This window comes from Amycolatopsis speibonae, from assembly GCF_042647925.1.
Lineage (GTDB): Bacteria > Actinomycetota > Actinomycetes > Mycobacteriales > Pseudonocardiaceae > Amycolatopsis > Amycolatopsis speibonae.
In genome coordinates, this window is the sequence record NZ_JBHRWK010000004.1 from 82,408 (window position 1) to 108,736 (window position 26,329).

General features: G+C 67.6%; 25 protein-coding genes. 8 read left to right on the forward strand and 17 right to left on the reverse strand.

From position 1 onward, the window contains the following. Positions 1-55: 55 nt before the first annotated feature. Positions 56-2,326, reverse strand: a complete 2,271-nt coding sequence (locus ACFOSH_RS01870; RefSeq protein WP_378236821.1) for an MFS transporter — start codon at positions 2,324-2,326, stop codon at positions 56-58. A 3-nt stretch (positions 2,327-2,329) separates the two neighbouring features. Beyond that, complete coding sequence (locus tag ACFOSH_RS01875) at positions 2,330-2,848, reverse strand: MarR family winged helix-turn-helix transcriptional regulator (RefSeq protein WP_378236822.1); 519 nt, start codon at positions 2,846-2,848, stop codon at positions 2,330-2,332. A 234-nt stretch (positions 2,849-3,082) separates the two neighbouring features. Here ACFOSH_RS01875 and ACFOSH_RS01880 point away from each other — a divergent pair, with 234 nt between their 5' ends. Next, a complete protein-coding gene (locus ACFOSH_RS01880) occupies positions 3,083-3,508 on the forward strand; it encodes a PPOX class F420-dependent oxidoreductase (RefSeq protein WP_378236823.1) in 426 nt (141 codons plus the stop codon). A gap of 57 nt (positions 3,509-3,565) precedes the next feature. Here the strand turns inward: ACFOSH_RS01880 and ACFOSH_RS01885 are convergent, their stop codons facing one another. After that, positions 3,566-4,096, reverse strand: coding sequence for a TetR/AcrR family transcriptional regulator (locus ACFOSH_RS01885; RefSeq protein WP_378236824.1), 531 nt, complete (start codon positions 4,094-4,096; stop codon positions 3,566-3,568). 91 nt (positions 4,097-4,187) lie between these two features. Between ACFOSH_RS01885 and ACFOSH_RS01890 the strand changes: the two genes are divergently transcribed. Beyond that, positions 4,188-5,672 carry an MFS transporter gene (locus ACFOSH_RS01890; RefSeq protein WP_378236825.1) on the forward strand — a complete coding sequence of 495 codons (1,485 nt, stop codon included), beginning with the start codon at positions 4,188-4,190 and terminating at the stop codon, positions 5,670-5,672. A gap of 19 nt (positions 5,673-5,691) precedes the next feature. After that, positions 5,692-7,083, forward strand: coding sequence for an FAD-binding oxidoreductase (locus tag ACFOSH_RS01895; protein WP_378236826.1), 1,392 nt, complete (start codon positions 5,692-5,694; stop codon positions 7,081-7,083). Between the two features lie 634 nt (positions 7,084-7,717). Here ACFOSH_RS01895 and ACFOSH_RS01900 read toward each other — a convergent pair. The 4 genes from ACFOSH_RS01900 to ACFOSH_RS01915 form a co-directional block, all read right to left on the reverse strand. Beyond that, on the reverse strand, positions 7,718-8,434 hold the full coding sequence (locus ACFOSH_RS01900) for a DedA family protein (RefSeq protein ID WP_378236828.1): 717 nt from the start codon (positions 8,432-8,434) through the stop codon (positions 7,718-7,720). Positions 8,435-8,488: 54 nt separating this feature from the next. Beyond that, positions 8,489-8,917, reverse strand: a complete 429-nt coding sequence (locus tag ACFOSH_RS01905) for a hypothetical protein (protein ID WP_378236829.1) — start codon at positions 8,915-8,917, stop codon at positions 8,489-8,491. A 17-nt stretch (positions 8,918-8,934) separates the two neighbouring features. After that, positions 8,935-10,146 (reverse strand): N-acetylglucosamine-6-phosphate deacetylase, encoded by a 1,212-nt coding sequence (gene nagA / locus ACFOSH_RS01910; RefSeq protein ID WP_378236861.1) that lies wholly within the window; start codon positions 10,144-10,146, stop codon positions 8,935-8,937. 91 nt (positions 10,147-10,237) lie between these two features. Continuing rightward, on the reverse strand, positions 10,238-10,813 hold the full coding sequence (locus ACFOSH_RS01915) for a SigE family RNA polymerase sigma factor (protein ID WP_007032484.1): 576 nt from the start codon (positions 10,811-10,813) through the stop codon (positions 10,238-10,240). A gap of 164 nt (positions 10,814-10,977) precedes the next feature. On the opposite strand from ACFOSH_RS01915, the gene ACFOSH_RS01920 reads away from it, so the two are divergent. Beyond that, a complete protein-coding gene (locus tag ACFOSH_RS01920) occupies positions 10,978-11,262 on the forward strand; it encodes a YciI family protein (RefSeq protein WP_378236830.1) in 285 nt (94 codons plus the stop codon). A 4-nt stretch (positions 11,263-11,266) separates the two neighbouring features. Here the strand turns inward: ACFOSH_RS01920 and ACFOSH_RS01925 are convergent, their stop codons facing one another. The 6 genes from ACFOSH_RS01925 to ACFOSH_RS01950 all read right to left on the reverse strand — a co-directional run bounded on the left by ACFOSH_RS01925 (position 11,267) and on the right by ACFOSH_RS01950 (position 17,132). Continuing rightward, positions 11,267-12,271, reverse strand: coding sequence for a PDR/VanB family oxidoreductase (locus ACFOSH_RS01925; RefSeq protein ID WP_378236831.1), 1,005 nt, complete (start codon positions 12,269-12,271; stop codon positions 11,267-11,269). Beyond that, complete coding sequence (locus ACFOSH_RS01930) at positions 12,268-13,146, reverse strand: metal-dependent hydrolase (RefSeq protein ID WP_378236832.1); 879 nt, start codon at positions 13,144-13,146, stop codon at positions 12,268-12,270. The genes ACFOSH_RS01925 and ACFOSH_RS01930 overlap by 4 nt, the downstream gene beginning before the upstream one ends. Next, the gene (locus ACFOSH_RS01935; protein WP_378236833.1) at positions 13,143-14,612 is read right to left on the reverse strand and encodes a flavin-containing monooxygenase; all 1,470 of its coding nucleotides are present in this window, start codon (positions 14,610-14,612) and stop codon (positions 13,143-13,145) included. The genes ACFOSH_RS01930 and ACFOSH_RS01935 overlap by 4 nt, the downstream gene beginning before the upstream one ends. An 81-nt stretch (positions 14,613-14,693) precedes the next feature. Next, a complete protein-coding gene (locus ACFOSH_RS01940; RefSeq protein ID WP_378236834.1) occupies positions 14,694-15,167 on the reverse strand; it encodes a pyridoxamine 5'-phosphate oxidase family protein in 474 nt (157 codons plus the stop codon). A 6-nt stretch (positions 15,168-15,173) separates the two neighbouring features. After that, the gene (locus tag ACFOSH_RS01945) at positions 15,174-16,073 is read right to left on the reverse strand and encodes an SDR family oxidoreductase (protein WP_378236835.1); all 900 of its coding nucleotides are present in this window, start codon (positions 16,071-16,073) and stop codon (positions 15,174-15,176) included. Positions 16,074-16,220: 147 nt separating this feature from the next. Further along, entirely contained in the window at positions 16,221-17,132 is a 912-nt protein-coding gene (locus ACFOSH_RS01950) for an aldo/keto reductase (protein ID WP_378236836.1), read from the reverse strand. Between the two features lie 50 nt (positions 17,133-17,182). Here ACFOSH_RS01950 and ACFOSH_RS01955 point away from each other — a divergent pair, with 50 nt between their 5' ends. Next, positions 17,183-18,004: an LLM class F420-dependent oxidoreductase gene (locus ACFOSH_RS01955; protein WP_378236837.1), complete on the forward strand. Its 822-nt coding sequence runs from the start codon at positions 17,183-17,185 to the stop codon at positions 18,002-18,004. Positions 18,005-18,087: 83 nt separating this feature from the next. Beyond that, positions 18,088-19,119, forward strand: coding sequence for a class II fructose-bisphosphate aldolase (gene fbaA, locus ACFOSH_RS01960; protein WP_378236838.1), 1,032 nt, complete (start codon positions 18,088-18,090; stop codon positions 19,117-19,119). A 98-nt stretch (positions 19,120-19,217) separates the two neighbouring features. Here fbaA and ACFOSH_RS01965 read toward each other — a convergent pair whose 3' ends face one another. After that, positions 19,218-20,435 carry a hypothetical protein gene (locus ACFOSH_RS01965; protein ID WP_378236839.1) on the reverse strand — a complete coding sequence of 406 codons (1,218 nt, stop codon included), beginning with the start codon at positions 20,433-20,435 and terminating at the stop codon, positions 19,218-19,220. A gap of 395 nt (positions 20,436-20,830) precedes the next feature. Between ACFOSH_RS01965 and ACFOSH_RS01970 the strand changes: the two genes are divergently transcribed. Then, the gene (locus tag ACFOSH_RS01970) at positions 20,831-21,238 is read left to right on the forward strand and encodes a DUF3151 domain-containing protein (RefSeq protein ID WP_378236840.1); all 408 of its coding nucleotides are present in this window, start codon (positions 20,831-20,833) and stop codon (positions 21,236-21,238) included. Positions 21,239-21,306: 68 nt separating this feature from the next. On the opposite strand, the gene ACFOSH_RS01975 is transcribed toward ACFOSH_RS01970, so the two are convergent. Beyond that, a complete protein-coding gene (locus ACFOSH_RS01975) occupies positions 21,307-22,533 on the reverse strand; it encodes a lipase family protein (RefSeq protein WP_378236841.1) in 1,227 nt (408 codons plus the stop codon). 134 nt (positions 22,534-22,667) lie between these two features. Here ACFOSH_RS01975 and ACFOSH_RS01980 point away from each other — a divergent pair, with 134 nt between their 5' ends. Then, positions 22,668-23,249, forward strand: a complete 582-nt coding sequence (locus ACFOSH_RS01980; protein WP_378236862.1) for a TetR/AcrR family transcriptional regulator — start codon at positions 22,668-22,670, stop codon at positions 23,247-23,249. Here ACFOSH_RS01980 and ACFOSH_RS01985 read toward each other — a convergent pair. Next, on the reverse strand, positions 23,246-24,565 hold the full coding sequence (locus ACFOSH_RS01985; RefSeq protein ID WP_378236842.1) for a GGDEF domain-containing protein: 1,320 nt from the start codon (positions 24,563-24,565) through the stop codon (positions 23,246-23,248). The genes ACFOSH_RS01980 and ACFOSH_RS01985 overlap by 4 nt on opposite strands. A 201-nt stretch (positions 24,566-24,766) precedes the next feature. Beyond that, positions 24,767-26,020 carry an MFS transporter gene (locus tag ACFOSH_RS01990; protein WP_378236843.1) on the reverse strand — a complete coding sequence of 418 codons (1,254 nt, stop codon included), beginning with the start codon at positions 26,018-26,020 and terminating at the stop codon, positions 24,767-24,769. Between the last annotated feature and the right edge of the window lie 309 nt (positions 26,021-26,329).

A 26,329-nucleotide genomic window follows, 5' to 3' on the forward strand; every position in this document is an offset into this window, starting at 1 on the left:
AAAGGTCCTTTCCTTGCCAAATTTGCAAGGAAAGGACCTTTCATAGCGCTCGTGCCTAGTGCTCGATCAGCTCGTCGAGCGCCTGGTCGTAGCTCAGCCGGACGTCGTGTTCCGCCTGGTCGCCGCCCAGCAGTTCCACCCGGCTGGTGGCGGGCGGGTAGCCGCTGGCGATCACCGTGTACGTCCCGGCGGGCAGGTCACTGACCGTGTAGTTGCCCTCCGCGTCGGTCCTCGCCACGGCGGCGACGCCGCCCGAGGAGTCGAGCACGGTGATCCGCGCGTCCGGCACGATCCGGTCCCCGTCGGTGCGGGCGACCCCGCTCAGCAGGATCGTGCTGACCAGTTCGACGTCGTGGCGCAGCACCCCGGCGCCGCTCGCGGTCAGCGTCGCCGCGACCGGCCGGAACCAGCGACCGCTGGCGACGATCGTGTACCGCCCGCCCACGATGCCGGCGAAGGAGTACACGCCGTTGTCGTTCGTGTGCGTCCTGGCCACCTGATTGCCGTTGTGGTCGATCAGGGTCAGCGCCGCACCCGAGACGTTCGTGGCGTCGTCCCGGCGGACGTGCCCGCTGATCTGCGCGGATCCCGCCCGGTAGACACCGTTGCCGTTCCCGTTGGTCAGCGCGTGCTTCCCGGGCTCGACGGGCGCGGTCACGACGGTCTTCTCGGAGGCCGTCTCGACGGGCGCGGCCGCCTCCTCTTCGAGAAGTGCTTCGCCGCCTTCGAGAGCCGAAGCCGCCGAAGGGGCCGAGCCGCCGAGAAGCGGGATCTCCTTCATGAACATCAGGACCAGCGTCGCCAGTAGCGCGACAGCGCCCGCCACGTAGAACACCGTGGTGATCGACTCGGTGAAGCCGATCAGCACCGGGGTCTTGATGGCCTCGGGCAGGCTCGCGATACCGCTCGTGTTCGACTGGATGTCGCCGAGCGCCGCCGCACCGGGCCCGCTGGGCGGGTTGCCGCCGAACGCCTTGGTGATGTTGCCCGGCAGGACGTTGAACAGGATCGTCAGGAACACCGCGACACCCGCGGTACCACCGATCTGCCGGAAGAACGTCGCCGACGCGGTCGAGACGCCCATGTCGCTGCGCGGGCCCGCGTTCTGCACCGCGATGATCAGCGTCTGCATGCAGGCACCGAGGCCGAGGCCGATGATCGCGGCCGCGACCAGCGGGTGCCACAGCGCGCTGTTGTACTCGACCTGCGCGAAGAAGAACGCGCCCGCCGCGATCAGCAGCGTGCCGACCACCGGGAACACCTTGTAGCGACCGGTCTTGCTGGTGATCTGGCCCGAGATGATCGAACCGCTCATGATGCCCGCCATCAGCGGGATCATCAGCAGCCCCGACTCGGTCGGCGAGAACTCCTGGACCACCTGCATGTACTGCGGGATCATCATGATCGCGCCGAACATCGCCACACCGACGATGACGCCGCCGACGATCGCGACCGTGAAGGTCGAGTTCTTGAACAGTCGCAGCGGGATCAGCGCCGCGTCCTTCATCAGCTTCTCGATGAAGATGAACGCGACCACGCCGATGGCGCCGATGATGTAGCAGATGATCGCGTTCTGCGAGCCCCAGCCCCACTTGTTGCCCTGCTCCGCGACGATCAGGAACGGCACCACGGCGACGACGAGCGCGAGCCCGCCCCACCAGTCGATCTTGTGGTCATGGCGCTGGTGCGGCACGTTGAGCACGCGGGCGACGACGAACAGCGCGACGATCGCGATCGGCACGTTGATCAGGAAGACCCAGCGCCAGCCGGCGATGTCGTAGCCGAAGACGCTGCCGAGCTTGTCGAAGTCGGCGAAGAACCCGCCGAGCACCGGGCCGAGCACGGTGGAGATACCGAACACGGCGAGGAAGTAGCCCTGGTAACGGGCGCGTTCCCGCGGCGGCACGATGTCGCCCATGATCGTCATCGCCAGCGACATCAGACCACCGGCGCCGAGACCCTGGATCGCGCGGAACGCGGCCAGCTCGTACATCGACGTCGCGAACGCCGAAGCGATCGAACCGACGAGGAAGATCGAAATCGCCGCGATGTAGAACGGCTTGCGCCCGTAGATGTCGGACAGCTTGCCGTAGATCGGGGTGACGATCGTCGAGGTGATCAGGTAGGCCGTGGTGATCCAGGCCTGCAGGTCGAACCCGTTGAGGTCGTTCGCGATGCGGACGATCGAGGTGCCCACGATCGTCTGGTCGAGCGCCGCCAGGAACATGCCCGACATCAGGCCGATCAGGATCGTGACGATCTGACGGTGACTGAGCCGGGGCCCGTCTTCATGGGCGACTGGTGGACTTTCTACTGCGGAACTCATTGTTCAGGCCCCCTTGGCCTTCGACGCCGATGCGGGATCGGCGAACTGTGGAGATGTTTGTTCGATGTCGTTGTTCAGCCGTCGGAACAGCGAGTTGAGGGTTTCCCGGTCGGCGTCGGACCAATCGCCGAGTACTTCGGCGAGCCACTGGTTCCGTTGCTTGCGGTTCTCCTCGAAGACCCGGAGTCCTTCGGCGGTCGGTGCGAGCAGGCAGGCGCGGCCGTCTTCGGGGTCGGCCAGGCGCTCGACCAGCCCGTGCTGGACGAGAGAGCTCGACTGCCTGCTGATGGTCGAGATCTCGGAGTGCAGGAACTCGGCGAGTTTGCTGGTGCGCTGGGGCCCGACGTGGATGAGGCAGAAGAGGATCGCGTACGCGGCCCGCTCGATGCCGTCCGGTCCCTGCTTGGACACCTGGGACTTGGCCCGGTTGACCAGGCGCACGAGCCGCACGAGCTCGTGCCCGAGGGTGTCGGCCAGATCGAGGTCGGCCTTCGACCTGGTGCCGGGTGTCGTGGGTGTCATGATGGTCTCTCTCGCCGGTTGCTTGGTCACTGCAACTAGTTGCCTTGAGCAAGAATGTTCCTCTTGGAGGAGCTTCGCAAGGAGAAAGTGACCGGGTGTGTCTGATGACACTTTAGTTGCCGCATGCAAGCACATTTATTCGTGCATGTTTGTCCGGTTCGCCCGTCTTGGGGCGCTGAGCAGGCCTTATGGCCGTCGCGGAACAAGCCGGACCGGCCGCGCTTTGATGAAGTCATGACCGACTCCGCGCTCTACGCGATCCTCGCCGGCCGCAACTTCGGCACCCTCGCCACCATCAAGCGTGACGGCAGGCCTCAGCTTTCGACCGTCAACTATCTCTACGACGCGGACGCCCGCGCGATCCTGATCTCGATCACCGCGCCGCGCGCCAAGACCAGGAACCTCCTGCGCGACCCGCGGGCGACGTTCCACGTCTCGACCGAGAGCGGCAACGGCTACGTCGTCGTCGAGGGTCCGGCCGTGCTCACGCCGACAGCCGCTTCGCGCGACGACGCGACCGTCGAGGCGCTGGTGGACCACTATCGGCGGGCTCGCGGCGAGCACCCGGACTGGGACGAGTTCCGGGACGCCATGGTCGCCGACCAGCGCGTACTGCTGACCATCCCGATCGAGCGCGTCTACGGCCTCTCCCGCAATTAGTCACCTACTTGCATGAGGTGCCTGCGCCTGGCCCTGCTCTCACCCGCAAGTAGGTGACTAATTGCGGGTGATGCGGGCCTTGATCTCGTCGATCCGGTCGAGCAGGGGGCTCGCGTCGTCCCGGCCGAGCGCCGCCCGCAGGTAGAGGCCGTCACCGACCAGGATGACCAGTTCGGCGGTCAGCGGGTCGCCGACTTGCTCGCTGATCAGGTCGTGGACCTTCTGGTTGTAGACCTGCACGACCTCGGCGACCCGCGGTTCGTTGAGCATGATCCGGATTGTCGCCATGGTCGTGCGGTGCAGCGGCTTGCGCTGGGTCACGTCGGTGATGGCGGTGCGCAGGTACCAGGAGACGACGCCTTCGGGCGCGCTCTGTGCCTGTTCGATGTCCGCGTCCGACAGGGTGGCGAGCCGGTCCATCAGGCCGTCGACCAGGGCTTCCTTGGAGCCGAAGTGGTAGAGCAGGCCACCCTTCGAGACCCCGGCGTGCGCGGCGACCGCATCGAGGGTGACCCCGCCGGGGCCTTGTTCGATGAGGATCTCCTCGTACGAGTCGAGGATGCGTTCCTTTGCGGTGGGCTTCGCCATATCAGTTGACTATACCGTCTGGACGGTTTACTTTCGAACGAGGCGGTAACTGTACCGTCCAGACGGTTTACCTAAATGAGGAGAGTGCGCCATGGCGGGGCGCAAGCAGTGGTGGGCGTTGGCGGTACTGGTGCTTCCGGTGCTGCTGATCAGTGTGGACATGACGGTGCTCGGGTTCGCGCTGCCGTTCCTGTCGGAGGATCTGGCACCCACCGGTGCGGAGCAGTTGTGGATCGTCGACATCTACTCGTTCATGCTGGCGGGCCTGCTGGTCCTGATGGGCACGCTCGGCGACCGCATCGGCCGCCGCAAGCTGCTGCTCATGGGCGCCGCGGCGTTCGGTGCCGCGTCGGTGCTCGCGGCCTTCTCGACCAGCGCGTTCATGCTGATCATCGCCCGGGCGCTGCTCGGCGTCGGTGGCGCGACGCTGATGCCGTCGACGCTGTCGCTGATCCGCAGCATCTTCACCGACCCGAAGCAGCGCCGGACCGCGATCGCGGTGTGGAGCGCCGGGTTCTCCGGCGGGATGGCGCTCGGGCCGGTGCTCGGCGGCTGGCTCCTGGAGCACTTCTGGTGGGGTTCGGTGTTCCTCATCAACGTCCCGGTGATGCTGGTGCTGCTCGTCGTCGGACCGTTCGTGTTGCCGGAGGCGCGTGACCCGAAGCCGGGCCGCTTCGACCCGCTCTCGGCGCTGCTGTCCCTGGCCGCGATGTTGCCGGTGGTCTACGGCATCAAGCTGGTCGCCGAACACGGCTTCACGGTGAAGGCCGCCATCAGCGTCCTGATCGGTCTCGCGCTCGGCTTCGCGTTCGTCCGCAGGCAGAACCGCCTCGACGAGCCGATGCTCGACCTGAAGCTGTTCTCGAACCGGGCCTTCAGCGGCTCCGTCGTGACGAACATGCTCGGCGTGTTCGCCATGGTCGGCCTGCTGTTCCTGGTGCCGCAGTACCTGCAGCTGGTGCTCGGGCTGACCCCGGTCGTCGCCGCGCTGTGGATGCTCCCGGCGACGGTCGCCGGTGTCGCCGGCGCGCTCCTCGCGGCCTGGCTCGCGAAGCGGATCCGGGTGTCCGTCCTGGTCAGCGTCGGTCTGCTGATCGGCGCGGTCGGGTTCCTGGCGTTGACCCAGGTGTCGTCCGGCGGCGGGCTCGCGTACGTCGTGGTGTCGTTCACGCTGCTCGGCGGCGGTGTCGCCCTGTCGGAGACGCTGACGAACGACCTGGTCATCTCGGCCGCCCCGGCCGAGCGGGCCGGGGCCGCGTCGGCGATCTCCGAGACCGGGTTCGAGCTGGGTGGCGCGCTCGGCACCGCGATCCTGGGCAGTGTCGCGACCGCGGTCTACCGGTCCGGCCTGCCGGAGGGTACGGCCGAGTCCGCGCGGGACACGCTCGGCGGTGCCGTCGCCACGGCGCAGCAGCTCGACCCTGTCGCCGGGCAGGCGCTCCTGGAGTCGGCTCGTGAGGCCTTCACCCAGGGGGTGCACGTCACCGCATGGGCGGGTGTCGCCGTGCTCGTCTATACAGGTGTACAGGCGTTCATTCTGCTGGATCGGAAAAAAAGTTCCGCAGTGCGGATCTAATGGAGCTTACGATGAGGGCATGAGCAGCAACCACGCCCTGGTCACCCGGCTCCGCGAGCATCTCGGCACCGCCGCGGTGCTCACCGACACCGACGTCACGGACGCTTATTCGCGCGACATGATGCCGCTGGCCGCCAGCGGCAAACCCCTCGCGGTGGTGCTGCCGTCCGATGTCGAAGAGGTGCAGGCCGTGGTCAAGGCCTGCGCGGAGTTCGAGGTGCCGATCGTGCCCCGCGGCGCCGGCAGCGGTCTGTCCGGCGCCGCGAACGCGATCGACGGCTGTGTCGTGCTGGTGCTGACCAAACTCGACCGGATCGTCGAGATCGACGAAGGCAACCGGCTCGCCGTCGTGCAGCCCGGTGTGGTGAACCTCGATTTCCGCGACGCGGTGGAGAAGCATGGCCTTTTCTATCCGCCGGACCCCTCCAGCTACGACTGGTGCACCATCGGCGGCAACCTGTCCACCAACGCCGGCGGACTGTGCTGCGTGAAGTACGGCGTCACCACGGATTCCGTGCTGGGACTGGAAGTCGTGCTCGCCGACGGGTCGCTGCTGAAGACCGGGCGCCGCACGGTGAAGGGCGTCGCGGGCTACGACCTCGCGCGACTCTTCGTCGGCAGCGAGGGCACGCTCGGCGTGATCACGCAGGCGACAGTCGCGCTGAAACCGTTGCCACAGTTGCCTTCCACCCTCGTCGCCGCCTTCAACAGCACGGAGGCCGCCGGTGAAGCCGTCGCGCGGGTCGTCCGCGAGGGGCTGGTGCCATCGCTGCTGGAGATCATGGACGCGACGTCGATCAAGGCCGCCGAGGCCTATCTCAAGACCGACCTCGGCACGAGCGCGGACTGCAAAGCCTTGCTGCTGGCGCAATCCGACTCCGGCGGCGAGGTCGCGCGGCGGGAACTCGCGGCGCTGGAACAGATCTGCGTCGATTGCGGCGCGGATCTGGCGTACGCCACCGAAGATCTCGAAGAGGGCAAGATGCTGCTGCAGGCGCGGCGGGTCGTGCTCACCGCGCTGGAGCTGTACGGCGTCTGGCTGACCGACGACGTCTGCGTGCCGCGCACCCGGATCGCCGAGCTGATCGCCGGTTGCGAGCGCATCAGCGAGGAAGTGGGGCTGCGGATCGCCGTCGTGGGCCACGCCGGCGACGGCAACATGCACCCGACGATCGTCTACGCGCCGGATTCCGAGGAGGAGTTCGCCCGCGCGCGGACGGCCTTCGACGCGATTCTGGAGGTCGCCCTGTCGCTGGGCGGGACCGTCACCGGCGAACACGGCATCGGCAGGATCAAGCGCGAGTGGCTCGCCAAGGAGATCGGTGAGGTCGGCCTGCGCGTGCATCGCCAGATCAAGCAGGCCCTCGACCCGGGGAACCTCTTCAACCCGGACTCGATGTTCTCCCTGTGACTGCGGGAATCGTCCGCTAAGCGGGTCGAGAGGCCTCGGCGCGACTGCTCCCGGGGGTCGGCTGAGGTTTCGGCCGGGGTGGTCGTGAGTGGCAAGTGGGGTTAGAGCCAACAGTGTCTTAGGTACCCACAGTCTGGCGGTTTCGCGTGATTGGAGGGGCAACACACGTGACTGGGTGGGCGACTCGCGGTGAGACCCTGGCCGCGCGGTGTGGCCCGTCCAATCACGCGTGTCGCCCGTCTGAGCACGCGTGTCGCCCACCCAGTCACGCGAAGCACCGACTCGGTCCAGTGGTCGTGAGTGGCATTTCGGGTTAGAACACGACTTACCACTCACGACCCCCTCGACCCAGTGCGTTCTCACTCTGAACGCTTCGTGAGTGGCAAAGAGCGTTCTGGCGGACCGGTATTTGTCTACCTGCGCCTGACCTGGGCGAAGGCGTCGATTCAGGGGCGTGCTGGGTCGAGGATGTAGGAATCGGGACGTTCAGTGTCCAGATTCCTACATCCTCGCGAGGGCTTCCCCCGTCGCATCTTCCACCCAGCACGAAGACATCGAGGCGAGACCAGATCCCAGTGGGTAGGCAATACCCGGTCCGCCCTAACCGTCCTAGCCACTCACGAGCCGGAGTGGGTCAGTCGCGCACGCGCGGGATCTGCTGCGTCGCGTCCATGTCCGCGGCCGGAGCGCCGGTGCCGCCCGAGTGCTTCTTCTCGCGCCGCGCCTTCAGATACTCGATCACGATCGGCACCACCGAGATCAGCACGATCAGGACGAAGATCGCGTCGATGTTCTTCTCGATGAAGGTGACCCCGCCGAGCAGGTGCCCGAGCGCGGTGATCCCGGCGGCCCACAGGATGCCGCCGATGACGGTGTAGGTGAAGTACTTCTTCGGGTCCATCTTGCCGATGCCGGCGATCCAGGTGATGAACGTCCGCACGAACGGCACGAACCGCGCCAGCACGACCGCCTTCGGCCCGTGCTTCTCCAGGAAGGCGTGGGTCTGGTCGACGTACTTCTTGTTGAAGAACTTCGAATCCGGCTTGCGGAACAACCAGGGCCCGATCTTCCAGCCGAGGCCGTAGCCGAGGAGGTTGCCGATCAGTGCGGCGAGGGTGACCAGCACGCACACCAGCCAGAGCGGAGCCTCGATCGAGCCGTTGGCGATCAGCAGGCCCGCGGTGAACAGCAGGGAGTCGCCGGGCAGCACCGGGAAGACGCTGCTCTCGATGAAGATGATCAAGCAGAGGATGGTGATGACCGGGACGGTCAGCCCGCTCAGCAGGATCTTCGGGTCCAGCCATTCCGGCAGGAGGCCCATCGTCGTCACGGTGTTCTGCGCCAGGATCACACCAAAACGGTACAGGGTGACGCAGCGTGCCTTGACCCGACGGGAGAGGCGGACTCAGATCAGCGTGAGCAACCCGATGACCGAACCGGCGGCCAGTCCCAGCAGTACAGCCAGCACCAACACCCAGTACGCGGGCAGCGGGGTGTTGCCGGGCGAAGGAGCCGGAGGCGGTGTCGGACGCTCTGCCAGCCGTGCCGTTTCCGCGTCCTCCAGCGCGACGCGCTCCCGTTCGAGCGAGTCGGCGCCGGCACCGGAAAGCAGCCCGTACTGCAGCGGCAGCTCGTTTTCCCCCGGCGTGGGCTGGGGGACGACGGAAACCTCATCGGTGTCCGAATTACCCTGAGTATCCGAATTGCCCTGTGCGTCGGGTTCGACGGGCTTTTCTGCGGACGCCTCTGAGATCCGCTCCGCCGAAGGGGCGAAGACGGCTTGAGCGCGCAGGGCGTCCGCCAGGAGTTTCTCCGGGTCCTTGGGCTCGCTCATCCGGACTCCCTTCGCCGCTACCCGTCGCTGACCGACACACCGCCTTCGACCGCGCCGCTCAGCGGGGCCGTGGCGCTCAATGTAGCCGCAGCCTCGTCCTTGACCCATTCACCCTGGCGAAGCACCTTGGCCGGACGCAGGTCGCGGTCGAGCACGACGAGGTCCGCCGCGAGCCCGGCGCGCAGCGAGCCTGTCCGGTCGGCGATGCCGAGCAGTTCGGCCGGACGGCCGGAGGTCGCGCGGACGGCGTCGAGCAGGTCGATGCCCGCGCCGCGGACGAGGTTGCGGAAGGCCGCGTCCATCGTCAGCGTGCTTCCCGCCAGCGAGCCGTTCCCGGCCAGCGTGGCGACGCCGTCACGGACGTCGACCTCCAGGCGGCCGAGGATGTAGCTGCCGTCGGCGGCGTCGGTGGCCGACATCGCGTCGGTGATGAGCACCGTCCGGCCCTTGCCCGCGTGGTGCGCGGCCAGCCTGAGCACGGTCGGGTGCACGTGGACGAGGTCGCAGATCAGCTCGACGGTGACCCGCTCGTCGTCGAGGAGGGCGCCGATCGGGCCCGGCTCGCGATGGTGGAGGGGCCGCATGGCGTTGAAGAGGTGCGTCGCGACCGAAGCGCCCGCGTCGATCGCGGGGATGATCTGGTCCTCGACGCCGTCGGTGTGCCCGATCGCGGCGATGACGCCCGATTCGGCCAGTTGCCGGACCGCCTTGACCCCGCCGTGCAGTTCGGGGGCGAGGGTGACCATCCGGATGTCGCCGCGGCCCGCGCCGAGCAGCGCGTTGACCGTCGCCGTGTCCGGCTCGATCAGCGTCGCCGGGTCGTGCGCTCCGCAACGGGCCTTCGAGATGAAGGGTCCTTCGAGGTGAATTCCGGCAAGTTCACCCTCTTGGACCAGCTCACGCAGTGCCGCGATCTGATCCCTGAGCACCGGGATGGGGTCCGAGACCAGACTGCCGAGCATGGTCGTGGTCCCGTGCCGCCGATGCGCGCGGACCGCGCGGAACAGCTCCTCGGGGTTCCCGCTGGAGAACGACCCGCCCCCACCGCCATGGCAGTGGGTGTCGATGAAGCCGGGTACGACCAGGCACCCGGCGACATCGACGTAGTCGGCACTGCCGATGTCCGGGGGTGTCCCGGACCCGACTTGGACGATCTTGCCGCCGGCGATAGCCAGCCAGCCGTCGTCGAGTACACGGTCCGGGGCGACTACCCGGCCGCCCACGATCACGAAATCTCCGGCGCCTCTCACGCCCCCCAGCATATATTGGTCTGGACCAAGCATGGCGGCACAACCCAGCGCTCGAGATGAAGGCCGAGCATCAGTTCGGTGACTGCATCGCTTTCTGCAGTGCTTCGAGTGCCCGGCTGGCGGTTGACTTCACGGTACCTTTCGAAATACCGGCGGCCTCGGAAATCTCGGCCTCACTCAGCCCACCGTAGTAACGGAGCACCAGAACTTCGCGCTGGCGAGGGGGCAGTTTGGACAAAGCGCTCACAACGGCCTGATGTTCACTCGACAGCATGGCGAGGCTTTCGGCCGAACGCGCGTTGACGGCGTGCGGCGCGACGTACTCGCGAGCGGTCTTGCGGCGGCGCAGCACGCTGCGTGATCCGTTGACCACGGCGGTGCGCAGGTAGCCGACGGCCGCGGCGGCGTCGCGCAGGCGTCCCCAGTTGCGGTGCAGCCCGGTGAAGGCCTCCTGGACGACGTCCTCGGCGGTGGCCGGTTCGTCCACGAGCAGGATGGCCAGCCGGACGAGCCGCATCCGGTGCTGGCGATAGAGATCCTCAAGGGTCAGCGGCGCCGCAGGCGGCGGTGGCGTGACCGGTCCGTCCATGGTGCGCAAGTGGCCGAGGGTCGCCTCGACACTGCGTTCCGCATTGCCCTCGAGCATGTACCCCTACCTGTTCATTTACCCCTTTGAAGCACAACCTGTGCATGGCGCTCGGTCAGCGTATCGGGTGGGGCGGGACTCCTGCCTGATCGGATCCTGAGAACGCCTTTCCGGTTCGGATAACGTCTACCACCGACCCGTTCGCAGCGATCTTGGAGACGTCGATGGCCTGGTTCCTGGTGGAGATCCGGTACGTGCAGGAGAAGCTGGAGGACGTGCGTCCCCGGCACCGGAAATTCCTCTCCGACCTCGCCGAACAGGGCGTCGTCGCGCTCGGCGGCCCGCTGGGCGACGGTTCCGGCGGCATCTCGCTCTACCAGGCGGCCGACGAGACCGCGCTGCTCGACGTCATCGACCAGGACCCGTACCACCTGGAAGGTGTCGTCGCGGAGCGATCGGTTCGCGAGTTCAAGCCGGTCATCGGCGCCTGGCTGCCCAAAGAAGCCTGACGGCTCAGAGGTCGAGGGTGACCGGCCCGCGTTCGACGCAGACCCGGACGCGGTCGCCGGTCACCGTCGGCAGCTCACAGGTGCCGCAGAACCCCTGGCGGCACGAATAAGCGATCCCGGGCACGGTTTCGCGCAGGACGTCGAGCGTCGTCCGGTCGGCTGGCACGTCCAGCGTCCGGCCGCTGCGGGCCAGTTCGACGCGGAACGGCTTGCCGCCGACGATCGGCGGCGTCGAGAACCGTTCGAAGAACACCGGTCCCGAACCGCGCAGCGCGGCGTCCGTCCGGACCCCGACGATCATCGGAGTCGGGCCGCAGCAGTAAATCGGGGCACTCTTCTCTGCCCCTTCGAGCAGTTCCGCGCCCGACGCGGGAATCCCGTAGTCCGTGTCCGGACGGATCCAGACACGGTCGCCGAATTCGGACAGTTCATCCAGAAATGGCATCGAAGCCTCGTCGCGACCGGTGTAGACGAGCCGCCAGTCCGCGCCGGAAGCGGCCGCGCGACGCACCATCGGCAGGATCGGCGTGATCCCGATGCCGCCCGCGACGAACAGGTAGGCCGGGCTCGCGACGAACGGGAACGCGTTGCGCGGGCCGCGTGCGGTGATCCGCGCCCCCTTCTTCAAGGCGTGCACCGCCGTCGAGCCCTCGCCGAGCAGCCGGACGCCGACGCGGTAGGCCGAGCGGTCGTCCGGGTCGCCGCACAGGGAGTACTGGCGGACCAGCCCCGGCCGCGGCGAGAGGTCGACGTGCGCGCCGGGCCGCCACCGGGGCAGCGGTTCTCCGTGTTCGTGCACCAGCTTGAGACTGACGACACCTTCGGCCTCGACGCGGAGATCGTCGACGACCAGCGGGAGATCGCGGTCGACGGCGGCCACCGGCGGGCGGCGGCGCCCGCTCACGCCGCTGAGCCTGCGGTACAGCGCGACGACCCCGGTCAGTGACGCCATCGCGCGATCGGTCCGCCCGCTGCCGTCGAGCCGCAGCGGGCGCGTCGGCGGCGTCACTGGGGTTCGTCGGCGGCCAGCGCGGCCGGGGAGCTCGCGAGGTACGCGACGGCCTGATCGGTGTTGCCGGTTTCGGTGGGGTGATAGGACTTCCGGAAGTACGGCAGGAGTTCGTGCCGTAGCTGCCTGCCCGAAGGCAGGAGCCCGAGCTTCGCCACCCGCAGATAGGTCCGGAACCTGGTCTTGCCCGGCCGCGTCGGGTCGTTCTTCATGAGGAACCTGGTTCCCCGCAGGAAGACCCACGCGAGCACCGGCGTCACCACGAGCATGCTGCGCACGCGGCGGCCGTAGCGGCCGTCGAGGTGCGTGAACAGATCGAAGGCCACCGAACGGTGCTCGACCTCTTCGGCGCCGTGCCAGCGCAGCAGATCCAGCATCGTCGGATGGGCGCCGGCCTTGTCGAGCGCCTCGGCGTCGAGGATCCACTGGCCGAGGAAGGCGGTGTAGTGCTCGATCGCGGCGATGACGGCGAGCCGTTCGATCAGCCATTCTTCGCGTCGTTTGGCGGAGAGCTCGCGGTCGCCGAGCAGACGGCGGAACATCCACTCCATCTGCGCGATGTACGGCCGTACGGCGACGCCCGCCGCTTCGAGGTGTCCGGCGGCCCCGTCGTGCGCCTCGGCGTGCATGGCCTCCTGGCCGATGAAGCCGAGGACGTCCTCCTTGAGCCGCTCGTCGCGGATCAGCGGCACGGCCTGCTTGAACACCTCGACGAACCAGCGTTCGCCCTCCGGCAGCGCCAGGTGCAGCACGTTGATCGTGTGTGTCGCCTGCGGTTCGCCGGGGATCCAGTGCATCGGCAGCGACGCCCAGTCGAACTTGACGTCCCGCGCGTGCAGGACGATCTGCTCGTGGTCCTCGTGCTGTGCGGTCACGACGCCCTCCCGCTGAGCTCGAAGTCGCTCGGGTCGACCTTGCGGGTCTCCAGCCAGTAGCGCCAGGTGAACCCGGGCCAGATCGTCCGGTTGACGCCCTTCGCGTCGAGGTACCAGCTCTTGCAGCCGCCCTGTGTCCACACACCCTTGACGAGCTTGTCCTGGATCTCGCGCTGGAACTTCTCCTGCACGCCGGTGCGGACGTCGAGCGCGGCGGCGCCCCGCGAATCGGCGAGCTTGATCGCGTCGACGACGTACCGCGCCTGCGACTCGATCATGAACACCACGGAGTTGTGGCCCAGCGCGGTGTTCGGGCCGAGGAGGAAGAACAGGTTGGGGAAGCCGGACACGCTGATGCCCTTGTGCGTGTGCATGCCCTCGGCGGCCCATTCCTTGGCGAGGTCGCGGCCGTCGATCCCGGTGATGTCCAGGTACTCCAAGGCATCCGTGACCTTGAAGCCGGTGCCGTAGACGATCGCGTCGACCTCGTGCTCGACGCCGTTCCCGTCGACGACGCTGTGCGCCTTGACCTCGCGCACGCCGTCGGTGTTGACGTCCACATTGGACCGGCCGAGCGCCGGGTAGTAGTCGTTGGAGATCAGCACCCGCTTGCAGCCCATGGTGTAGTCCGGGGTGACCTTCTCGCGCAGCTTGGGATCCTTGACGCCCTTGCCGATGTGGTGCTTCGCGATCACCTCGCCCGCCTTCATGATCGCGGGGTGACCGTTGAAGCCGACGGCGCGCACTTCGAGGAACCAGTACAGCGCGTTGCGGTAAAGCCGTTGCACGCCGGGAATCCGGCGGAACGCGGTCTTGGCCCAGCCGGGCATCGCGTGGTCGGGCTTCGGCATGATCCACGGCGGCGTGCGCTGGAACAGCGTCAGCTCGTCGACCTCGGGGGCGATCCGCGGGACGAACTGGACCGCGCTGGCGCCGGTGCCGACCACGGCGACCTTCTTGCCGCGCAGGTCGTACTCGTGGTTCCACTGCGCGGAATGCCAGGTCTGACCCTTGAACTTCTCGATCCCGGGAAGCTTGGGGACCTGCGGGATGTGCAGGCCGCCGACGCCGGAGACGACGAACTGGGCTTCGATCTCGCCCGACTTGGTCTGGACGTGCCAGAGGCGGGCGGCGTCGTCCCAGGTCGCGCCGGTGAGTTCGACGCCGAACCGGATCTTGCGCCGCAGCCGGTACTTGTCGGTGACGTCCTTCAGGTACCGGAAGATCTCCGGGGCGGGCGAGAACGACCGCGACCAGTCCGGGTTCTGCTCGTAGGAGAACGAGTACATGTGGGACTGCACGTCGCAGGCGCAGCCGGGGTACGAGTTGTCCCGCCACGTACCGCCGACTTCGTCCGCCTTCTCCAGGATCACGTAGTCGGTGATCCCGGCCTTCTCCAGCTGGATGGCCTGGCCGAGCCCGGAAAATCCGGTGCCCACGATCACGACCTTGAATCGCTCGGTCATCTGCTACGCCCTCCGCGTCGAGGCTTCCTGCGCGGATGACGTTACCTGAAGTAACAGTTACTTTCTAGTACGACTTACTGGTCAGTATGTTCCGCCGAGCTTCGAATGGTCCCAGCTCACGATCTTCGTCGGCGTGAAGATCAGCCCGATTCGCTTCGGGGCCTGCTTGCCGATGAAGCCGGCGAGCTCCGCGGGCACCGGGTCCCCGGGCTTCGCGCCCGCGTACCGCTGCATGAGGTTGATACCCATCTGGGTGACCACGGCCGTATCCGTGATGACCTCGACGTCGGCTTCGAGGGAGATCCCGCGGAGCTTGTCGTAGCTTTCGCCGTCCTCGATGAGCACCGTGGCACGCGGGTCGCGTTCCAGGTTCTTCGCCTTCTGGGAGGTGCCGTAGGTCCAGGTCGCGATGCCCGACTCGTGCGGGTAGTACCAGAGCGGCGCGAGATGCGGGCGGCCGTTGGGGCCGATCGTCGCGACGTTGATGACCTTCTGCCCGTCGAGGTACGCGGTGAGCTCGTCGGGTGTCATGCGGATCTGGTCGCGACGGGACATGCGTTGTCAGCCCTTCGTGTTCGATGCTGTGGCGGCCCGGCCTGCTTGACCGGTTATCGAAGATTCGTACGCGCCGCGCTCCTTGATGTCCATGAGGGCGGCGGCGTCGGCCTTCTTGATCCGGCCCTTCGCGCCGATCTCGATGATGGGCGGCAGGAACGCGCGGATCAGCTTGAGCCCGCCGACCCAGCGCGGCACGTGCACGGTGCGGGCGCGTTTGTTGACCCCGGCCTGGAGGTGGTCGAGCGCGACGGACAGCGGGTAGGTCTTGCCGAGCAGGCCGGGCATGCCGGTGCGGAGCTTGCCGAAGACCGGGTGCTTGTCGGCGCTCTCGACGAGGTCGGTGCGGATCCAGGTGGGGTGCGCGACGCCGACCTTCACGCCGAGGTGGGCGACTTCGGCGCGGAAGCTGTTGCAGAACGCCTCGACGCCGGCCTTCGCGGCGGCGTAGTTGGCCATGCCGGGCGCGTGGGTGATCGCGGCCAGCGAGGAGATCGCGAGCAGGTAGCCCTTGCGGTCGAGGACATGCGGAAGGGTGACGCGGAAGGTGCGCCAGACGCCGAGGAGGTCGACCTCGATGACCTTCTCGAAGGCGGCCGGATCCACCGACCGGACGAAACCGGAGGTCGCGATGCCGGCGTTCGCGATGACGATGTCGATCCCGCCGAAGTGTTCGACGACGCCGGCGGTGGCCCGCTCGAGGTCGTCCCAGCTGGTGACGTCGGCTTCCCAGGCGTGGGCGCTCGCGCCGATCTTGTCGGCGACGGCCTGCTGTTCCTTGGCTTCGATGCCGACCAAGGCGACCTTCGCGCCCTGCGCGGCCAGACGCTCGGCGAGTCCCGCGCCGATGCCCCTCGCGGCGCCGGTGATCAGGACGACCTTGCCGTTCACGCTGTTCTTGGCCACGCTGCCTCCTCGTCCGAGCCCTAAGGCTTTCGGACGTTACCCCAACCTACCCGGAGTAAGCTACCCGCAAGTAAGTCCGCAATTCGGCACCTGGTTGCGATAGTCGGCAGTACGAACCATCGCAACCAGGTGCCGAATTGCGGGGTTTCAGCGCGAGGCGGCGGTGAGGGCGTCCACCTCCTCGGCGGTCAGGGCGAGGTCGGCCGCGGGCAGGAGGTCGTTCAGCTGCTCGACCGAGCGGGCGCTCGCGATGGGCGCGGTGACCGTCGGCTGCGCGAACAGCCACGCGAGTGACACGGCCGCGACCGGGACGCCATGGGAAGCCGCGATCTCATCGAGCGCCGAGAGGACCCGCTCGCCGCGTTCGTCCAAATAGGATGAAGCGCGAGCGGCGCGCGGGCTGTCGCCGAGATTGTCCTTCGAACGGTACTTTCCGGCCAGGAAACCCTTCGCCAGCGCGAAATACGGCAGGACGGTCAGGCCTTCGCGTTCGACCGTCGGCGCCAGGTCGCGTTCGTAGTCCCGCTCGACGAGGTTGTAGTGCGGCTGCAGCGCGGCGAACTTCGCCAGGCCCTCGCGGTCCGAAATGGACAGTGCCTCGCTCAGTCGTTCCGCCGAGTAGTTCGACGCCGCGATGTGGCGGACCTTGCCCGCGCGCACGAGCGCGTCGAAGGCCCGCAGCGTCTCCTCGATCGGGGTCTCCGGATCGTCGATGTGCGCGTAGTAGAGGTCGATGTGGTCGACCCGGAGCCGTCGCAGCGAGTCCTCGGCCGCCGCCGCGATGTTCGCCGCCGACAGCCCCTTCCGCTGCTCCCACATACCGGTCTTGGTCGCGATGACGACGTCGTCGCGGCGCCCGCGCCGGGCAAGCCAGTCGCCGATGATCGTTTCGGATCCGCCGCCCGAGTAGAGGTCGGCGCTGTCGATGAAGTTGCCGCCGGCCGCCGTGTACGCGTCGAGGACGGCGAAGGACTGCTGCTCGTCCGCTGTCCAGCCGAAGACGTTCCCGCCGAGGTTGATCCCCCGGACGTCGAGGTCGGTGTTCCCGATTTTCGCCATGCTTCGAACATAAGGGAAGACATCGGGGAGAGGTGGTGTTAGCTCGAAGCATGGGAATCGAACTCGGCAGGATCGGCATCTGGCAACACGAAAGTGTGTTCACCCCGGAGCTCGCCCGTGAGCTGGAGGAGCTCGGCTACGGCGCCATCTGGCTCGGCGGCTCGCCGTCGGGTGACCTCACAAAGGCGGAGGAGCTCCTCGACGCGACGAAGACGATCAAGGTCGCCACCGGCATCGTCAACATCTGGCAGGACGACGCGGCGACGGTCGCCGAGTCGTACAAGCGCATCGAGGCGAAGCACCCGGGCCGCTTCCTGCTCGGCGTCGGCGCCGGGCACCGCGAGCACACCGCGGAGTTCAAGAAGCCGTACACCGCGCTGGTGGAGTATCTCGACGCTCTCGACGAGGCCGGAGTGCCCGTCGAAGGCCGCGCGCTCGCCGCTCTCGGCCCGAAGGTGATCAAACTCGCAGGAGACCGCACAGCGGGAGCCCACCCGTACCTGATGACGCCCGAACACACGCGTCAGGCGCGCGAAATCCTCGGCGAAGGACCGCTGCTCGCGCCCGAGCAGAAGGTCGTCCTCGAGGCCGATCCGGCGAAGGCCCGCGAGATCGCCCGGGGCACCGTCAAGTTCTACCTCGGCCTCGTCAACTACACGAACTCCCTGCGGAAACTCGGTTTCACCGACGAGGACCTGACCGGTCAGGGCAGTGACAAGCTGATCGACGCGCTGGCCGTGCACGGCGACGCCGAGACGGTCGCCCGCGGGGTCACCGCGCACATCGAGGCCGGGGCGGACCACGTGAACATCCAGGTACTGAACCAAGACCCCCTGCCGGTCTACCGCGCGCTCGCCGCCGTCCTTCTCTGACGCGACGGCTGTAGGCACCTCCCGGCCGACCTCGTACGATGCGGCCGAGAGGTGCACCAGCCTGCTTCGAGGAGGAGTAAACGATGCCCATCGCCACCCCCGAGGTCTACGCGGAGATGCTCGACCGGGCGAAGGCGAACGAATTCGCCTACCCGGCCATCAACGTGACCTCGTCGGAGACCCTGAACGCCGCCATCCGCGGGTTCGCCGAGGCGGAGAGCGACGGGATCATCCAGTTCTCCACCGGCGGCGCGGAGTTCGCCTCCGGCCAGAAGGTCAAGGACATGGTGACCGGTTCGGTCGCGCTCGCCGAGTTCGCCCAGGTCGTCGCCGCCAAGTACGACGTGAACGTCGCGCTGCACACCGACCACTGCCCGAAGGACAAGCTCGACGGCTTCGTCCGCCCGCTGATCGAGATCTCGGCGGAGCGGGTCAAGAACGGTCAGCTGCCGCTGTTCCAGAGCCACATGTGGGACGGCTCCGCGATCGACCTCGACGAGAACCTCGAGATCGCGCAGGAACTGCTCGCCAAGGCCGCGGCCGCGAACATCATCCTCGAGGTCGAGATCGGCGTCGTGGGCGGCGAGGAAGACGGCGTCGAGGCCGAGATCAACGAGAAGCTGTACACCGCCGAGGGCGACTTCCTGAAGACGATCGACGCGCTCGGGTCCGGCGAGAACGGCCGCTACCTGCTGGCCGCGACCTTCGGCAACGTGCACGGCGTCTACAAGCCCGGCAACGTGAAGCTGCGCCCGGACGTGCTCAAGGGCGGCCAGGAGGCGGCGTCGAAGAAGCTCGGCCTCCCGGCCGGTTCGAAGCCGTTCGAGCTGGTCTTCCACGGCGGTTCCGGCTCGCTGCCGGAGGAGATCCGCGAGGCGGTGTCCTACGGCGTCGTGAAGATGAACGTCGACACCGACACGCAGTACGCCTTCACGCGGCCGATCGCGGAGCACTTCTTCAAGAACTATGACGGCGTCCTGAAGATCGACGGCGAGGTCGGCAACAAGAAGGTCTACGACCCGCGGAGCTACCTGAAGGCCGCCGAGGCGGGCATGGCCGCACGCATCGTCGAGGCCGCTCAGTCGCTGGGGTCGGCGGGCAACAAGCTCTCCTGACCGCTCGGCTCGCGTTTAGTCCTCTGGACGCGTTGCCTCAAGTACGTGAAGGCCCCCTTCACCGCGTCTAGCGCAGTGAAGGGGGCCTTCACGTAGCCTCAGGCGGCCGGAAGCTCCGCGCGATCGCGCCGCTTCTCCAGCAGCGAGTTCACCGCCCGCGTCCCCGGCCCGGCGGCGGCCCACAGCACGCCGACCCCGACCAGGCAGACCGCGGCCGTCCAGTAGGCCACCGGCGGCGCCGACTCCGTATGCGCGTCGCCGAGGATCCACGGCCGGAACTGCGACTGCACCCACAGCATCCCGTAGCCGAACGCCGTCACCAGCAGCGCGCCCGCGCCCGCGGTCAGCAGGGGATGACCCCGTCCGATGCGGAACGCCAGGTCGACCGCGAGGCCGACGGCGAGCAGGTAGAACGGCACGACCGAGATCGGGAAGCCCATCCCGAGCAGCAGCGGCCACATCACCAGCCGGTAGCCGAGGTAGACGGCGGCGACCGTCGTCCCGGCCCAGCGGAAGCCGGTGGTGTGCCGCGCCAGCGCGAAGATCAGCGCCATCACGGCGATGCCCCACAGCGGGTAGACCCAGTCGGCGATCGGCATCGTGAAGTACTCGACGGCCACCTTGTCGACCGGGTGCCCGATCTGGTTGGCGGCGAAGTTCAGCAGTTCGGGCTCGGCCTCGGGCGCGCCGCGTTCCCAGGCGCGCAGGCCGAGGATGCCGTACTCCTGCTGGCCGTTCGGGAAGAACGTGTTCTCCAGGAAGAACGCCCACAGTCCGATCAGGACACCGGTGCGCGTCCGGCCGGGCTTGGCGTACTTCAGCCAGCCCATGATCACGCCGGCCTGCATGATGCCCGTTCCGATGTAGAGCATCATGTGCGACGGGCTCCACGCGGTCAGGTCGAGACCGTTGACGCGGTGGTTGATGACGTCCAGCGGCGCCGCGATGAGGAACACCACGAGCCCGATCTGCATCAGCCGCAGCGAACGCCGGTCGGCGCCCAATCCGGTGTAGGAGTGGATCGCCACCAGCACCATGATGATCACCGTGCCGACGGTGTTGATCAGGTGCGGCGGGGCGAGGTCGTCCCGCAGCCACATGAAATGCCACGACATGTCCCAGGACGAGCCCACCAGCTTGAAGGCGAACGCGGCCAGCCACATCGAGTAGCAGAACTTCAGCACCCAGTCCGGGGTCGCCTGTCCCGGCGCGCCGCGGTGCCAATGGAGTTTGAAGAACAGCCTCGTCTTCGCGATCGGGCTGCGGGGGATGACACCCGGCGAAAGGTCCCCGGTCACTTCTGTCGCCTTTGTCATGCGGGACATCTTCCCTGCTCCAGGTCACGGGATGGGCATTTGGGGTCGAAAATCGGGGTTCACCCGTAGGGGTGGTGGATTTGCGGTCGGCGTGCGAAGCAGGGCAAGGTGTGCCGCCATGATGCCGAAACGACTTGTCGCGGCGGTCCTCGTCGCCGCTCTGGTACTGGCCGGTGGGGGCATTCTCGGGAGCCTGTTCTTCTAGTCACAGTGTTGTCGATCGCGCGCTGACGAAAGCTCGCCGAAGGGGCGCAGTTTCGCCCGTCGGTCGAGTGCCGTGCGCAGGCGCCCCTTCAACGAGCTTTCGTGGCCTTCGGCCGACAGAGGGCGCGCGATGTGAAGTCTCCGTCGGGCGCAGGGCGCCCTTGGGGAGACGCGTTGGCAAGATGGGGTGCATGACGAATCTCCTCGGCCCCCAGCCGACGCACCTTCCCGAGCACACCGCCGCGCAGGCGGCGCTGGACGCCGGGACCGACCCGGCCGCCGTCGCCGCCGAGCACCCCGACTACAGCGAGGCGTGGGCCGCCCTCGCCGAGAAGGCGTTCGACGCGGGCGAGACCGTCGCCGCGTACGCCTACGCCCGCACCGGTTACCACCGTGGCCTGGACCAGCTCCGCCGCGCGGGCTGGAAGGGACACGGCCCGGTGCCGTGGGCGCACCGCCCGAACCAGGGTTTCCTGCGCGCCCTCGCCGTCCTCGGCAAGGCCGCCGGCAAGATCGGCGAGACCGAGGAGTACGACCGCTGCCGCACCTTCCTCAGCGACTCGGACCCGGCCGCCGCGGAAGCCACCGGCCTCAAGTAGCGCGCCATGAAAGGTCCTTTCCTTGCAAAATTTGCAAGGAAAGGACCTTTCATAGCATCCGGTGACTCCTAGAACAGCCCGCAGTTCCCCACGGCAGGCAGTCCCGCGAAGCGCCCCTCAAGCCAGGCGAAAGCCTCAGGGAAAGCCCGGATGGCCCCACCGACGTGCGTAGGAACCAGCGAAGTCGAGAACTGCACCTTCGCGCCCTTCGCACACCACGAGCGCGCCATGGTGCGGCCCTGCTCGTAGGGGACGATGTCGTCGAGTGCACTGTGGACGACCAGCGTCGGCGCACCCGGCTTCCGCGCGCCGATGAGCTGCTCGCCGACACGCGTCTTGTACGGCTCCTCGGCGAGGTACGCGGTCAGCGGCCTGCCGTCCTTCGTCAGGTTCTTCGACTGGGTGAACGCGTGCCCGAAGATCGCGTCCACTGTGCACTCCTGCTTGACCTTCTCGAACGCTTCGACGCCCTTCGCGTTCAGCACGGCCGGGATGTTCAGCTCCGGGTACGCCGCGTCCATGCTGACCAGCGTGAATCCGAGGAACCCGAAGGCGTAGTGCCCGTCGATGTTCTTGCCGACCTCGGAAAGGTCCGCCGGGACGGCGCCCGCGTACGAGCCCTTCAGCTTGAGTTCGGGCGCGTACGACGGCTGCAATTCGGAGGCCGCCGCCGACGCCCCGCCGCCCTGCGAGTAACCCGCGGTCGCGACGGGACCGCCGTCCGGCAGGTTCGCTTCGGGCAGGCGCTGCGCCGCGCGGATCGAGTCGAGGACGGCGTTGCCCTCGGCGACGCGGTTGACGTAAGTGTGGACGCCGGGAGTGCCGAGGCCTTCGTAGTCGGTGACGACGACGCCGTAGCCACGAAGCAGCAGTCCGGCGATGAAGGGTCCTTCGTACTCCATGCCTGCCGAGAGCGCTTTCGACGGCGCGCACTGGTCGCCGACGCCCTGCGTCCCGGCCGCGTAGCCGATGACCGGCCGCTGGCCCGCTCCGGTCCACGCCTTCTTCGGCGTGAGGACGGTGCCGGTCACGGCGTTCGCTTTGCCGTGGGTGTCGGTGCTGCGGTACATGATCCGCTGGACGTCCGCGTCGGCTTTGACGAGTTTCACGGGATCGACGTAGAACGTGGACGGTTCGTGCCGGATGATGTCGCCGGGAGCACCCGCGGGCAGTGGCGACGGGGGGTCGTAGAAGGACGGTTCGGCGATGGCCTGCTGTGCCCCGAAGGTCAGCAGGGCAGCGATGGTGGCCGCCGAGACGGCGGCGGCCATCCCGCGCCGGGATCCTGGACGCATGCTTGCTCCTCGTTGAGCAGAAACATTTTCGACAGGGGTGTCGAAAAAGAGAGTCAGTGAGGTGGCGCACGATGTCAAGTCCGGCGCCGAGAGGGCGGCCACGCAAGCTCCCGATCGGCGAGCAACGCGCGCGGGTGCTGGGTTCGGCGTCCGGTGTCTTCGCGGCGCACGGCGCGCAGGCCGCGACGATCGAGCAGATCGCGCGGCGCGCGGGGGTGTCCCGCCAGTCCGTCTACGAGCAGTTCGGTGATCGCGCGACGCTGTTCGCGCAGGTCGTGGCCGACATCGAGGAACGGGCCTTCGAGGCGATCGGCGCGCCCGCCCTCGATCTCTCGCAGCCCGAACTCCGCTCCTGGGCGCGCGGCAACTACGCCAACATGTTCGCCTTCGTCGCGGCGAATCCCGACGCGTTCCCCGTGCTGCGCGAGGCGGAGCGCATGGGCGACCCGGCCCTCACCCGGCTCCGGGAACGGCTCGCCGGGGTCTACACCGAGGCGAGCAGGCAACGCTGGGCCCGCCACGGCGTCGACTCCGGCCGCGCGGACAAGGCCCTGGTCACGCTGTTCTTCGCGATGACCGAGGCACTCGTCCAGGCGAGCTGGGACGGTGAGCCGCCCGACGCGGACGCGCTCATCGACCTGCTCACCGAATTCACCGTCGGGGGCGTGGTGCGGCTCCGGACCACGGCCGCCGACGTGATGGAACGGCTGCGCTAGGCGGCGACTGCCTCCAGGGACTTTCCGGCCTCTTCGGCGACCGTCGCCAGGTCCGGTGAGGACACGACCCGGTTGCGGCCGTTGCGTTTGGCCGCGTAGACGGACGCGTCCGCCGAGGCCAGGACCTCGTCGATCGTCCGGCCGTCGGGCGGGAAGGCCGCGACGCCGATCGACGCCGTCCGCTGCTCGATGACCACGGGATTGCCCTCGTTGTCCTGGGTCTTGATGACCATTTCGCTGATCCGCTGCCGGATGCGCTCGGCGACCGCGACGGACTCCTCCTTCGACGACGAGGTCAGGAGTACGACGAACTCTTCACCGCCGAAGCGGCCGGCGAGGTCCTGGGCCCGCGTTTCGGCCTTGACCAGCGCCGCGACCCCCTTGAGCACGTCGTCGCCCGCCAGGTGGCCGTAGGTGTCGTTGATGCTCTTGAAGTGGTCGAGGTCGATCATCAGCGTGCCGAACTGGCCGTTCTCGCGCTCGGCGCGGGCGATCTCGCGGACCGCGCCCTGCTGCCAGGTCGTGGCGTTGAGCAGCTGGGTCTTCTGGTCGGTGGTCGCGAGTTCTTCCAGCTGCTTGATCAGCACCGAACGCTGCAGCAGGTAGAGCGGCAGGAAGACGAGCAGCACGAGCACCGGCTGGTGCGGCAGCACGGTGAGCACGAGCGCGCCGATGCAGACCGTGGAGGCTTCGAGGATGTTGTCGTCCCAAGAGCCGAGGAGTGTCTGGATGGAGGCCTTCTTGGGCGCCGCGTAATACAGGCCGGTGCCGGTGAAGACGGCGTTCATCAGAAAGAAGGCGAGGCTCGCGGCGCAGATCGACGTCACCGACGCGAGGTCGGCGCCGATGGCCTGCACGGCTGCCCACGAGGCGAACGCGGTCAGCGTCATCGATGTGGCGTTCGCCACAGTCCGATGAGGATTGACCGTGCGAAGTCCCGCCCAGCTGCGGTATCCGAGGTGAAGGTAGATCACTGTCACGAGAAGCGCGGTCAACTGCGGCGGCAGCAGAATCGCGCCCGGCAGCACCCAGACCGAGGTCATGTTGATGTGCGGGGTGACGCTCATGCTGCGGCGTTGCCGCTCGATCCGGCGGGTCGCCTCGGTGTGCGCGATGGCGAGCCCCGCGAGCAGGAAACAAAGCAAGACCTGCGAAGACGTGATGGCGATGGATGCTGCGAAGACCCCCGTCAGTGCCAGCATCGTCGCCACGGAAAGCCCGGTGTAGGCGATCCAGTTCTTAGGCCTCTTCCACAGCTCCCACGTCGCTACCGTGAGAGCCGAACGATGTCCAGCGCGTTCCTCCGATGTGATCATCTTTCCCCCTGACTCTTGCGTCATTCTCCGAAACCCCCTACTTACGGACAGCTTCTACCGACTTGCGGGCTGTCGACAAGCTCCCTAGGTGTGTACTTTTCTCTGAGAGGTCGAGGGAAAGGTGCCAGCGATGGCCGGTAGGGATCAGTGAACTGGGCGCGCGCCGGAAGGCCGCGCGATCGGGCCGGCGCGTGGAACACCTCAATGTTCCGCGCGTGCGGCGTCTTTTTCCTGCCATCGATCCGGGTCGCCGCCGAGGGTCCGCCACCAGCTCAACGCCAGCGGGATGGTCAGTAGCAATCCCGCAAGCCCGAAGACGCCGACAGTCGACTGCGGGCCCACCTGATCCGCCAGGATGCCGCCGATCAGCGGGCTCACGCCCATCGTCGTGGTCAGCCCGGTGTTCGACAGCCCCATGACCTGCGCCCGGCTCTCGTCCGGCACGGCCAGCGTCAGTGACGCCGTCGCCTGCATCAGCGCCACCGTGCCGAAACCGCCGCAGGCCACGAACAACACGATCGACGACAGCGGACCCGGCTGCAGGAAGCACAACAGCAGCGGGATCGCCGCCAGCGCCGAAAGCGGTCCGATCAGTTTCGGTCTGACGTGCGCCGGCACCCAGCGCGAGTAGATGAACGCGCCGATCACGCTGCCGATCGGGTCGGCGGCCAGCAGCAGGCCGATGACTTCGGGGCCGCCGCCCGACGAAGCGACGTAGGGCGCCGCGATGCCCTCGTACACCGGCAGCAGACCCATCAGCCAGGTGAACAGCAGCAGCGAGCGCAGCCCTGAGCTGGCGAAGACGATCTTCCCGCCCGAGCCGATCGAAGCGAAGAACGATTTGCGCTTCTCGCCGGACGCCGCGGCGGGCCGGGAAGCCAGCCCGAAGCGGACGAACAGCGCCGAGATCACGAAGGTGACCGCGTCCAGCGCGAGGGCGATGTGGGGTTCGAGCGCGGTCAGCAGGAGTCCGCCGCCGGCGAATCCGGCCAGCTGCGCGGATTGGACGGTCATGCTGCGGATCGCCATGCCGACGACGAACCGGTCGCCTTCGAGGATCTGCGGCAGCAGGGCCAGCTGGGCGGCCTTGAACGGCGGGTTCAGCAGCGAGACGGTGCCGACGAGGACACACAGGACCCAGAACGGCAGCACCGGGACAGCGACCAGCGCGATCAGCGCGGCCCGCAGCAGGTCCACGACCATCATCACGGTCCGCCGGGGGAACCGGTCCGCGAACCCGGTGAGGAAGATGCCGCCGAGCAGGGACGGCGCGTAGGTCAGCGCGTAGGTGAGACCGGTCAGGGTCGCCGAGCGGGTTTCGGTGAAGACGAGGACGGAGAGGGCGACCCTGGCGAGTTGGTCGCCGAAGATCGAGAACAGCTCGGCGAACCAGAGCGAACGGAACTCGGCTACACCGAACACCTCTCGGTAAGTGACCCGTCCGGCCGAAGCCATGTTGCCCCCAATAGGGTCCTTATCATGCGACGAACTCGTGACCGAGAGTAACGCGGTCACGAGCTCGTCACGAAGCGTCATTCGTTCACGTAAGTGTCTCCTGACTGTTGGTGATTGGCTAGGTTCTTTCGCCGGGTTTCTGGAGTCGGAGATCTTTTTCGTGGACCGACGCCTCGCCGCGAAAATGTCCCGATCATCGGTAATGTGGTCCAGACCTGCGGTTTTCGGCTGGTTCGGGTCGTCAACCGGGGATTTCGGGCATAACCGTGTCGGCCGGTCCCGGCCACGAGCCTCCGCGGCGACGAGTCG

Coding starts and splice junctions, on each gene's coding strand:
- ACFOSH_RS01870 (WP_378236821.1), bottom strand. CDS start 2,326: ATGAGTTCCGCAGTAGAAAGTCCACCAGTCGCCCATGAAGACGGGCCC.
- ACFOSH_RS01875 (WP_378236822.1), bottom strand. CDS start 2,848: ATGACACCCACGACACCCGGCACCAGGTCGAAGGCCGACCTCGATCTG.
- ACFOSH_RS01880 (WP_378236823.1), top strand. CDS start 3,083: ATGACCGACTCCGCGCTCTACGCGATCCTCGCCGGCCGCAACTTCGGC.
- ACFOSH_RS01885 (WP_378236824.1), bottom strand. CDS start 4,096: ATGGCGAAGCCCACCGCAAAGGAACGCATCCTCGACTCGTACGAGGAG.
- ACFOSH_RS01890 (WP_378236825.1), top strand. CDS start 4,188: ATGGCGGGGCGCAAGCAGTGGTGGGCGTTGGCGGTACTGGTGCTTCCG.
- ACFOSH_RS01895 (WP_378236826.1), top strand. CDS start 5,692: ATGAGCAGCAACCACGCCCTGGTCACCCGGCTCCGCGAGCATCTCGGC.
- ACFOSH_RS01905 (WP_378236829.1), bottom strand. CDS start 8,917: ATGAGCGAGCCCAAGGACCCGGAGAAACTCCTGGCGGACGCCCTGCGC.
- ACFOSH_RS01915 (WP_007032484.1), bottom strand. CDS start 10,813: ATGCTCGAGGGCAATGCGGAACGCAGTGTCGAGGCGACCCTCGGCCAC.
- ACFOSH_RS01920 (WP_378236830.1), top strand. CDS start 10,978: ATGGCCTGGTTCCTGGTGGAGATCCGGTACGTGCAGGAGAAGCTGGAG.
- ACFOSH_RS01935 (WP_378236833.1), bottom strand. CDS start 14,612: ATGACCGAGCGATTCAAGGTCGTGATCGTGGGCACCGGATTTTCCGGG.
- ACFOSH_RS01940 (WP_378236834.1), bottom strand. CDS start 15,167: ATGTCCCGTCGCGACCAGATCCGCATGACACCCGACGAGCTCACCGCG.
- ACFOSH_RS01950 (WP_378236836.1), bottom strand. CDS start 17,132: ATGGCGAAAATCGGGAACACCGACCTCGACGTCCGGGGGATCAACCTC.
- ACFOSH_RS01955 (WP_378236837.1), top strand. CDS start 17,183: ATGGGAATCGAACTCGGCAGGATCGGCATCTGGCAACACGAAAGTGTG.
- fbaA (WP_378236838.1), top strand. CDS start 18,088: ATGCCCATCGCCACCCCCGAGGTCTACGCGGAGATGCTCGACCGGGCG.
- ACFOSH_RS01965 (WP_378236839.1), bottom strand. CDS start 20,435: ATGACAAAGGCGACAGAAGTGACCGGGGACCTTTCGCCGGGTGTCATC.
- ACFOSH_RS01970 (WP_378236840.1), top strand. CDS start 20,831: ATGACGAATCTCCTCGGCCCCCAGCCGACGCACCTTCCCGAGCACACC.
- ACFOSH_RS01975 (WP_378236841.1), bottom strand. CDS start 22,533: ATGCGTCCAGGATCCCGGCGCGGGATGGCCGCCGCCGTCTCGGCGGCC.
- ACFOSH_RS01985 (WP_378236842.1), bottom strand. CDS start 24,565: ATGATCACATCGGAGGAACGCGCTGGACATCGTTCGGCTCTCACGGTA.
- ACFOSH_RS01990 (WP_378236843.1), bottom strand. CDS start 26,020: ATGGCTTCGGCCGGACGGGTCACTTACCGAGAGGTGTTCGGTGTAGCC.